8 protein-coding genes are annotated in these 9,757 nt (G+C 73.5%); 5 read left to right on the top strand and 3 right to left on the bottom strand.

The window, feature by feature from the left end; translation table 11 throughout:
- Nucleotides 1-73 precede the first annotated feature (73 nt).
- Nucleotides 74-805, bottom strand: coding sequence for a hydrogen peroxide-dependent heme synthase (gene hemQ, locus AB0M26_RS03535; RefSeq protein WP_365253841.1), 732 nt, complete (start codon nucleotides 803-805; stop codon nucleotides 74-76).
- A 4-nt stretch (nucleotides 806-809) separates the two neighbouring features.
- Nucleotides 810-2,252 (bottom strand): protoporphyrinogen oxidase, encoded by a 1,443-nt coding sequence (gene hemG / locus AB0M26_RS03530; RefSeq protein WP_365253838.1) that lies wholly within the window; start codon nucleotides 2,250-2,252, stop codon nucleotides 810-812.
- A gap of 127 nt (nucleotides 2,253-2,379) precedes the next feature.
- Here hemG and AB0M26_RS03525 point away from each other — a divergent pair, with 127 nt between their 5' ends.
- The 3 genes from AB0M26_RS03525 to AB0M26_RS03515 all read left to right on the top strand — a co-directional run bounded on the left by AB0M26_RS03525 (nucleotide 2,380) and on the right by AB0M26_RS03515 (nucleotide 6,631).
- Nucleotides 2,380-3,612: a DUF4349 domain-containing protein gene (locus tag AB0M26_RS03525; protein WP_365253835.1), complete on the top strand. Its 1,233-nt coding sequence runs from the start codon at nucleotides 2,380-2,382 to the stop codon at nucleotides 3,610-3,612.
- 67 nt (nucleotides 3,613-3,679) lie between these two features.
- A complete protein-coding gene (locus AB0M26_RS03520) occupies nucleotides 3,680-5,077 on the top strand; it encodes an FAD-dependent oxidoreductase (protein ID WP_365253832.1) in 1,398 nt (465 codons plus the stop codon).
- Between the two features lie 357 nt (nucleotides 5,078-5,434).
- Nucleotides 5,435-6,631 carry a hypothetical protein gene (locus AB0M26_RS03515; RefSeq protein ID WP_365253829.1) on the top strand — a complete coding sequence of 399 codons (1,197 nt, stop codon included), beginning with the start codon at nucleotides 5,435-5,437 and terminating at the stop codon, nucleotides 6,629-6,631.
- Between the two features lie 12 nt (nucleotides 6,632-6,643).
- Here the strand turns inward: AB0M26_RS03515 and hemE are convergent, their stop codons facing one another.
- Nucleotides 6,644-7,717 (bottom strand): uroporphyrinogen decarboxylase, encoded by a 1,074-nt coding sequence (gene hemE, locus AB0M26_RS03510; RefSeq protein ID WP_365253826.1) that lies wholly within the window; start codon nucleotides 7,715-7,717, stop codon nucleotides 6,644-6,646.
- Between the two features lie 90 nt (nucleotides 7,718-7,807).
- Between hemE and AB0M26_RS03505 the strand changes: the two genes are divergently transcribed.
- Nucleotides 7,808-8,458 (top strand): DUF3000 domain-containing protein, encoded by a 651-nt coding sequence (locus AB0M26_RS03505; RefSeq protein WP_365253823.1) that lies wholly within the window; start codon nucleotides 7,808-7,810, stop codon nucleotides 8,456-8,458.
- Nucleotides 8,459-8,963: 505 nt separating this feature from the next.
- On the top strand, nucleotides 8,964-9,626 hold the full coding sequence (locus tag AB0M26_RS03500) for a response regulator transcription factor (protein ID WP_360858984.1): 663 nt from the start codon (nucleotides 8,964-8,966) through the stop codon (nucleotides 9,624-9,626).
- The last annotated feature ends 131 nt before the right edge of the window (nucleotides 9,627-9,757 follow it).

Genomic DNA, 9,757 nt, shown 5'->3' with positions numbered 1-9,757 from the left:
CCGGCGGTCGCTGCGGGAGGTCGTTCCGCCGGCCGGAAGTGGATCCACCGGCCGGAGGCGGATCGCCCCGGGCTCAGGCCAGTCCGGCCACCAGCTCGGCCACCGGCTTGCGGCGCCCGGTGTAGAAGGGCACCTCCTCACGGACGTGCAACCGCGCCTCCGACGCCCGCAGATGGCGCATGAGGTCGACGATCCGGTGCAGTTCGTCGGCCTCGAAGGCCAGCAGCCACTCGTAGTCGCCGAGGGCGAAGGACGCGACGGTGTTGGCGCGGACGTCCGGGAAGCCGCGGGCCATCTTGCCGTGGTCGGCGAGCATCCGGCGCCGGTCCTCGTCGGGGAGCAGGTACCAGTCGTAGGACCGCACAAAGGGGTACACGCACACGTACTCGCGGGCGACCTCCTCGGCGAGGAAGGCCGGGACGTGCGACTTGTTGAACTCGGCGGGGCGGTGCAGCGCCATGTTCGACCAAACCGGCTCCAGAGCACGGCCGAACCGGGTGCGCCGGAAGAGGTTGTACGCCTCCTGGAGCGCGTCGGAGGACTCGGAGTGCCACCAGATCATGACGTCCGCGTCCGCCCGCAGCCCCGAGAGGTCGTACGTACCCCGCACGGTGACGCCCTTCGCGGTGAGCTGCGCGAACAGCTCGTCCACCTCGGCGGCGTACCCGGTGCGGTCCTCGGGCAGGATGTCGCGGAGCTTGAACACCGACCAGAGGGTGTAGCGGATGACCTCGTTGAGGTCCTTGGCCTTCTTGCCGGCGTTCGGGCCCCGGCCGGCGGCAGGGTTCTCAGGAGCAGCAGTCATGCCCTCATTCTCGCTCGCCCCCGCCGGTTCCCTCCGCCAGGGTCGCCACCAGCTCGTCGGCCGCGGTCCGCGCGCTCGCGATGCACGCCGGGATGCCCACGCCGTCGTACAGCGCGCCGCACACGCGCAGGCCCGGCACCTTGGCCACGTGCTCGCGGATCCGGGCCACGCGCCCGAGGTGGCCGACGGGGTACTGCGGCAGCCCGCTGTTCCAGCGGGTGACGACGGTCTCGACGGGGCGGGCGGTCAGGCCGGTGGCCTCGCGCAGGTCGTCCAGGGAGAGCCGGGCCAGATCGGAGTCCTCGCGCTCCAGGACCGCCTCCTCTCCGTGCCGCCCGACCGAGGTGCGCAGCACGAAGAGACCGGGGCCGGCCTCTCCGAGCCAGCCCCACTTACGGCTGGAGAAGGTGGAGGCCTTGATCGTGCGGCCGTCGACGGGCGGGACGAGGAAGCCGCTCCCGTCCGGCAGCGTGCCCAGGTCGTCCCGGCGGAAGGCCAGGGTGACCAGGGCCATCGAGGCGTACTCGACCGCCGTCAGCTCGGCCGTCGCGGCCGGGGACTCGGCGGCGAGCAGCCGCGCGGCCTCGGGCGCGGGCACGGCCAGGACCACCCCGTCGGCCTCGATCAGCGTGTCACCGGCCACCATCTCCCAGCCCCCGCCCGTACGCGTCATGCGGTGCACGGGCGTGCCAGTGCGGATGTCGCCTCCCGCGGCGCGTACGGCATCGGCGACGGCGATCGGCAGGCGACCCACTCCGCCGTCGATGCCCATGAAGACCGGGCCGGCCGGAGCCTGCGCGGCCCGGGCCTGCAGCGCGCGGACGCCCTCGGTCAGGGAGCGGTGGGTGCGAGCGGCCTCGAAGAGCTGAGGGACGGCGGCGCGCATCGAGATCCGGTAGGCGTCGCCCGCGTACACGCCGCCGAGCAGCGGTTCGACGAGCCGGTCGACGACTTCGCGGCCGAGGCGCTCGGCGATGTACGCGCCCACCGCGACGTCCTCTCCGGGCTCCGTACGCGGCAGTTCGGCGTCCTGCTCGATCCGCGCGAGGCCTTCCCGCGAGACCACTCCGGACGCGGCGAGCGGGGCGAGATCGCCGGGCACCCCCATCACATGGCCCTGCGGCATGGGTCGCAGGGCACCGCGCGTCCAGATCGAGGCGGAGGTGGTGGCGGTGGTCCGCAGGTCTTCGGCGAGGCCCGTCTCGCGCGCCAGTGCCACGGCCTCCGGCCTCCGCGCCAGCATCGACTCGGCGCCCAGGTCGACCGGCACACCCGCGATCTCGCCCGCGTGCAGCTTGCCGCCCAGACGCTCCGACGCCTCCAGAACCATGACGTGTACGCCACGCGCGCTGAGCCGGTGGGCGGCCGCGAGACCCGCGATACCTCCGCCGACGACCACGACCCGCGAGCCCGCGCTCTGTTCCGTACGACGCTCCGCCTGATCCATGCCCCCACTGTCTCAGACCCCGGAACGAGTCCCGACCGTGACCTCATCGGGACCGCGGGCCCGCAACCCGCCCCGCGCGCCCCTCGTCCAACGGGCGATAACATCACCGGCCCTTGGGGGGACCACGATGCCGCGTCCGTTGCTCGACCCGCCGTCCGCACCACCGCGTGTGGCGCCGCACCCACCTCTGCACGAGCCACCGGCAGCGCGCCGGGATCCGTACGAGCCACCGGCAGCGCTCCTGCGCTCCCGCAGCCGGTCACTCGCCGTCCTCGCCGGCGTACTGCTCACGGTCTCGCTCGGCCTGACGGCGTGCGCCGGTTCGCCGGACTCCGCGACGGACCGCTCCGCCGCGAAGGAGGGGTCGCGGAGCGAGGCCGGCCCCGCCGAGCCGGGCGCGGGCCGCAACCAGGACGCGGTCCCGCCGAACCGGGCGCGCGAAGGCGCTGCCGACGCCGGGCAGCAGCAGCCCGGCACCGGCGACGCGAAGGCCCCGTCCCGTAAGCCTGCGAGGCTCGGTCCGGCCCACATCATCCGCACCGCCACCCTGTCCGTACGGGTCAAGGACGTGTCCGCAGCGGCCGAGGAGGCCCGTACCACCGCCGAGAACGCGGGCGGTTACGTCGGGGACGAGACGACCGACCGCGACCGTGACGGCCACGAGCGGTCGAGCATCGTGCTGCGCGTACCGCAGGAGGAGTTCGGGCGGGTCCTGGACGATCTCGCCGGAACCGGCAGGTTGATCAGCCGTCAGGTCGAGGCGCAGGACGTGACCGACCAGGTCGTGGACGTCGAGAGCCGTATCAAGTCCCAGGAGGCGAGCGTCGCCCGGGTACGCGGGCTGATGGACCGCGCGGAGAATCTCTCGGACGTCGTCACCCTGGAAGGCGAACTGAGCACCCGACAGGCGGAGTTGGAGGCGTTCAAGGCCCAGCGGAAGTCGCTCGGGGAGCGTACGGGCATGGCCACGATCACGCTGCGGCTCTCCGAGACCTCGCCCCGGCAGGACGGCGGTGACGACGACGAGACCGGCTTCGTGGACGCGCTGTCCGGCGGCTGGGGCGCCTTTGTGGCGACGGTGCGCTGGCTGGCGGTCCTGGTCGGAGCCGTACTGCCCTTCGCCGCCGCGCTGATGATGCTGCTGGTGATCTTGCGCGTGGCACGGGCGCGGATGCCCGGGAGCGGCCGACGGGGCGTTACCCCTCCGGCGGCAGTTGCCGTTCCCGGCCCGGCGCGGGGGACCGGAACCCCTGCGGCGGCGACGGCGACGGCGACGACCGGGGCGACGACGGGCGCGGGTTCGCAGAGCCGGCACGAAACCCCGGAGGAGGCCCGGGCGGAGCGCCGAGAAGAGGACTGAGCCGCGTCCCGCCCGTAGCGTGGACCGTGCGCGCACACCGCGCGCTCTTGAGAAGGGATATGACGCGATGACGGCGCGGGCGCAGCGGCTGGTGGTCATCGGCGGGGATGCGGCGGGCATGTCCGCCGCTTCCCGGGCCCGCAGGCTGAGAGGCCCCGGCGAGCTGGAGATCCTGGCCTACGAGCGCGGGAACTACACGTCCTACTCCGCCTGCGGCATCCCGTACTGGGTCGGCGGCCTGGTCTCGGGCCCCGGCGGCCTGGTCGCCCGTACGCCCATCGAGCACCGCAGGCGCGGCATCGGGCTGCGGCTGCGCACCGAGGTCGCCGAGATCGACACCGTCCGGCAGCGGGTGCGCGTGCGCGACCTGGACAACGGGGCCGGCGAACACTGGGAGGACTACGACCACCTGGTCGTGGCCACCGGCGCCCGCCCGCTGCGCCCGGACATCCCCGGCATCGACGCGCCGGGTGTCTACGGGCTCCAGACGCTCGACGACGGGCAAGCCCTGGTCAGTGGGCTCAGGGAGCGGGGTTCGAGCCTGCGCACGGTCGTCGTCGGCGCGGGCTACATCGGTGTCGAGATGGCCGAGGCCCTGGTGAACCGCGGCTGCCGGGTCACCGTTCTGGAACGCGCCCAGCAGCCCATGTCCACACTCGACCCGGACATGGGACGGCTCGTGCACGACGCCATGCGCGGGATGGGCATCGATACGGTGACGGACGCCGAGGTCACCAAGATCCGGACGGGCGAGGACGGGCGGGCCGCGGCGGTCGTCACCAAGGACGCGGAGTACCCGGCCGACGCCGTCGTCCTGGGCCTGGGCGTACGGCCCGAGACCAGTCTCGCCCACCGCGCCGGCCTGCCGCTCGGGGAGTCGGGCGGCCTGCTGACGGATCCGTCGATGCGGGTGCGCGGCCACGAGAACATCTGGGCGGGTGGCGACTGCGTCGAGGTGCTCGACCTGGTCTCCGGGCGCCACCGGCACATCCCCCTGGGAACCCACGCCAACAAGCACGGCCAGATCATCGGCACGAACGTGGGCGGCGGCTACGCGACATTCCCGGGCGTCGTCGGCACGGCCGTGAGCAAGGTCTGCGACCTGGAGATCGCCAGGACCGGCCTGCTGGAGTCCCAGGCGAAGGAAGCCGGGCTGCAGTACGTGACGGTGACGGCCGAGTCGACGAGCCGGGCCGGGTACTACCCGGACTCGCGTCCGATGACGGTCAAGATGATCGCGGAACGCGGCACGGGACGACTGCTCGGCACCCAGATCGTCGGCCGGGAGGGCGCCGGCAAGCGCGTGGACATCGCCGCCGTGGCCCTGACCGCCCGGATGACGGTGGAGCAGATGACCACGCTCGACCTGGGCTACGCACCGCCGTTCTCGCCCGTATGGGACCCGGTACTGGTGGCTGCGCGCAAGGCGAAGGCGGCGGTGGCGCGGGACCTGCGGGGGGAGTGAGGGGCGGTACGAGGTCCCCGGGGCGCCCGGCAACGCCCACGCCGGATTCCCCCGCACCCGCCGCCCGCACAGGCCGCATCGTCCGCCCGCCCGGGCCCGCATGTCCCGCACCCGCCGCCCGCACAGGCCCGTACGTCCCGCACCCGGGCCCCCACCAATGCCCGCCCGGCCCCGCATGTCCCGCACCGGGCCCCGCACCCGATGCCAGCCCAGGTCATGTCCCGCACCCGCCGCCCGCACGGGCCCGTATGTCCGGACCTGACGACCGCCCCGCTCCAGCCCCCCGGTGTCCTCCTGCGTCCCGGCGGCCCGGACCCGGCGGTCGGCCCCGGGCCCATCCGGGCGATAATCGCCTTCATGCCCGAGCTCGCCCGGACAGCGCCCACCACGTCAGCGCCCCGCATCGCGCGCCGCGAGCGCGTCACCGCCGCGCTGCGGGCGGCCGCGCCCGCTCTGCAGGCGTACGTGGCGGTGCGGCTGCTGGGTCTGCTCGTGCTGACCGTCGCCGCCACTGTTGCCGGGAAGAGCCCGCACACGCTGCTCAGCGCCCGCTGGGACTCCCTCTGGTACGCGCGCGTCGCCACGCATGGCTACGGCTATGAGGTGCACGTCCCCGACGGCGGCGTCCACTCCAACCTCGCCTTCTTCCCCCTCCTTCCGGCCCTGGAGCGGGGCATCTCCGAGATCACGCCGCTGAGCGTCCCCGACGCCGGGCTCCTGGTCTCCTGGACCGCCTCGCTGGTCGCGGCCTGGGGGATCTACGCGGTCGGCGCCCGCCTTCACGGACGGCGCGCGGGCGTCCTGCTCGCCGCGCTGTGGGGCGCGTACCCGACGGCCTTCGTGCAGTCGATGGCGTACACCGAGACGCTGTTCACGGCGCTGGCCGCGTGGGCGGTGTATGCCGTGCTGACCCGGCGCTGGATCACGGCGGGCACGCTGGCGGTGTTCGCCGGGCTGACCCGCCCTTCGGCGATCGCGGTCGTCGCCGCGATCGCGATTCCGGCGGCGGCCACCCTCGTACGTGCATACCGCGCCGGCGCCCGTCCGCGCGAGCTGGTGCGCGACCACCGACGGATGGTGCTGGGTCTCCTGCTCGCCCCGATGGGCTGGCTCGGGTATGTGAGTTACGTCGCCGTGCGAAACGGCAGCCCGTTCGCCTACTTCGAGGTGCAGGGGCAATGGGGCAACGGCTTCGACGGCGGCCGGGCGCTGGCGGAGTTCGTGTGGCAGAACCTCGCATCGAACGTCTTCGCCGGGCTCGGGCTGTGCGCGGCGCTCGCCCTCGTCTTTTGGTTGCTGTGGCTTCTGGTGCGCCAACGGCAGCCGCTGCCGGTCGTGGTGTACGCGGCGGCGATGGTCTTCGTATCACTCGTGGGCGCGGGCTACTTCGGGTCGCGACCGCGTCTGATGATGCCCGCGTTCCCGCTGCTGCTGCCGGCGGCCCTGGCCCTGGCCCGGCTGTGGCGGGCGCGGGCGGCGGCGGTCCTCGCGGCGGCGGCAGCGGCCTCCGCGGCGTACGGCACCTTCACCCTGCTGGGGCCCGGCCCGCCCTGACCGGGCAGGTCCTCAGGCTTGCGTCTGCGTGTGGACGAAGTCCACGAGGCGGGTGAGCGCGTCCGGGTCCGTCGACGGCAGCACCCCGTGGCCCAGGTTGAAGACGTGCCCCGGCAGATCCCGCGCGGTGTCCAGCACGTCCCGCGCGGCCGACTCCACCGCCGAGCGCGGCGCGAACAGCACCGCCGGGTCCAGGTTCCCCTGCAGTGCCCTGCCACCGCCGACCCGCCGCGCGGCCTCGTCCAGCGGAACCCGCCAGTCGACGCCGACGACATCGGCCCCGGCCTCGCCCATCAGCCCGAGCAGTTCGCCCGTGCCCACACCGAAGTGGATCCGCGGCACGCCGTACCCGGCCACCGCGTCGAAGACCTTGGCCGAGGCGGGCATCACCGAGCGGCGGTAGTCGGCCGGGGCGAGCGCTCCGACCCAGGAGTCGAAGAGCTGCACCGCCGAGGCGCCCGCCTCGATCTGCACCCTGAGGAATGCGGCGGTGATGTCCGCGAGCCGGTCGAGCAGGTCCGCCCACAGCCGGGGCTCGCCGTACATCATGGCCTTGGTGTGCTCGTGGTTGCGGGACGGGCCGCCCTCGACCAGATAGCTCGCGAGCGTGAACGGCGCCCCCGCGAAGCCGATGAGCGGAACGGAGCCCAGCTCGCCGGTGAGCATGCCGACGGCCTCGGTCACGTACGCCACGTCGTCCGGCTCCAGCGCCCGCAGCCGCTGGAGGTCGGCGCGGGTACGGATCGGCTCCGCGACGACCGGCCCGACGCCCGGCTTGATGTCGAGGTCGAGGCCGATGGCCTTCAGGGGGACGACGATGTCGCTGAAGTAGATCGCCGCGTCGACCTTGTGGCGGCGCACGGGCTGCAGCGTGATCTCGGTGACCAGCTCCGGCCGCATGCAGGATTCGAGCATGGGGATGCCCTCGCGCACCTTCAGGTACTCGGGCAGTGAGCGCCCGGCCTGCCGCATGAACCACACCGGGGTGTGCGGCACCGGCTCGCCGCGGCACGCCTTGAGGAACACCGACCCGGCGGCTGCGGTGCTGGTCTGCTGCTGGCCCGTCGGGCGCTCGTTGCCACTCACGCCCAGAATCTTCGCATGCTGCGGAAGACGCGCTGCGCTCCCGGGTGTCCTACCCCTCGCCGGCTGCCGTTCCGCCTACCCTTCATGCTCATGGCTGCGGCTCAGGGACGACTCTCGGATGGTGCGGACGGCACCGGCAACACGGAAGAGGACGGGCATCCACTCGCCTTCCGGCAGGCGGTCGAGGCGCTGCGCACCGCGCGGCTGCGACCGGAGATGGAGGTCGATCAGGCCCGCCCGCCGCAGCGGCTCGCCCCGCACGCGTACGCGCTGGAGGCGGCCGTCGTCCAGGACGGCAAGGACCTCGCCGACGGGAGGCTGGTCCTGCTGCACGACCCGGCCGGGCACGACGCCTGGAAGGGCACCTTCCGTCTGGTGACCCTCGTACGGGCGGAGCTGGAGCCGGAGATGGCGGCCGATCCGCTGTTCCCCGACGTGTGCTGGACCTGGCTGACCGGGGCGTTCGAGGCGCGCGGGGTCGCGTACAAGGAGCCGAGCGGGACGGTGACCCTCGCGGGCTCGCACTACTTCGGGGGGCTCGCGAACCGTGCGCCCGCGACACAGATCGAGATCCGTGCGTCCTGGACGCCGTTGGAGAGCAAGGGCGCGCTGCCGGACGCCGGTGCCCATCTGATCGCATGGTGCGAGCTGCTGTGCCAGACCGGCGGGCTACCCCCGGCGGGCGGTCCTGAGGCGGCGGTGGTCACGCTCCCCCAGCGCAGGGGCCCGCAGTCCCGTTGACCCCGGGGGCCGGCCACCGGACAACTCGGCCTCTGGACAACCGGATTCCCCCGGGCCCGCTGGATTCCCCGGTCGGGCCGCACGCCTGCCCCGCTCCCCGTCGACTCCCCGTGCGGGCATCCGACCCCTCCACGGCTCAGGCGCCCCGCTGAACCCCCGTGCGGGGGCCACCCGTTCCCGGCTCTCCGCGCCCGCTCCCCCGCCACCCGCACGGCCGGACGCTCGTTGAGCGGGCGTACGCACCGGGCCGGCCGGCCCCTCGTACGGCCCCCGCCCGCGCCGCGTCATGCGCCCGCGGTGCTCCGGAGCGCGGCCTGGGCGCCACGGATCATTGGTGATCGATCGCGCATCCGAATTGCCCGAATTGTTACTCACCAAATCGTGATCATTTACTAAAGCTGCCCGGGTTTGCTGCCGAAGGAACCTGTGACCCTTCCCGCACGGATCGCCCCGACTTACCCCTAGGTCGGCGGCCCCGCGTCCCGCACTCCCCCCAGGAGGCCTGGTGTCCGTTCTCCTCGAGCAGCCCTCAAGCCTGGTCGCCTATCGCCCCAACAAGCCGACGGCCATGGTCGTCGTCGCCGACCCCCGCGTCCGCTCCACCGTCACCCGCCACCTCTGGGCACTCGGGGTGCGGGACGTCATCGAGGCGTCATCCATCGCCGAGGCCCGCCCCCGCGTCGGCAACCCGCGCGACATCTGCGTGGCCGACGTCCACCTCCCCGACGGCTCCGGCCTGACCCTGCTGTCCGAGACCCGCGCCGCGGGCTGGCCCAACGGCCTCGCCCTGTCCGCCGCCGACGACATCGGCGCCGTACGGAACGCGCTGGCCGGCGGCGTCAAGGGCTACGTCGTCACCGGGACCCGTACCAACCTCGGCATCCCGGGCCGGCCGGGCGCGGCGCCGATCGGTGCGGCTGCCGCGCGCATGCACCGCCGCCCGCCCGGCGCCCCCGGGCACCCGGGCGGCTACCGCGAACTGTCCGGCCGAGAGGTCGAGGTCCTGCGGCTGGTTGCGGAGGGCCAGTCCAACAAGGCCATCGGCGTTTCGATGGGACTGTCCGCGCTGACCGTCAAGAGCCACCTCGCGCGGATCGCGCGGAAGCTCGGCACGGGCGACCGTGCGGGCATGGTGGCAGTGGCCCTGCGCACCGGAATCATTCACTGAGTCACCGATCCGAACCGGCGACGGCGCCCGCCGACGGAACGTTCCGTCGGCGGGCGACGGGGCAACCACGGAAACCAATAACGGGGGCCCCAGGAGATGAGGAAAGGGGGGGGGGGGGGAGAGGGGGGTTG

The organism is Streptomyces sp. NPDC051776, assembly GCF_040681345.1.
In the GTDB taxonomy this organism is placed as follows: Bacteria; Actinomycetota; Actinomycetes; order Streptomycetales; family Streptomycetaceae; genus Streptomyces.
The sequence above is the reverse complement of the archived record's forward strand: the minus strand, read 5'-3'. Positions and strand labels throughout refer to the sequence as shown.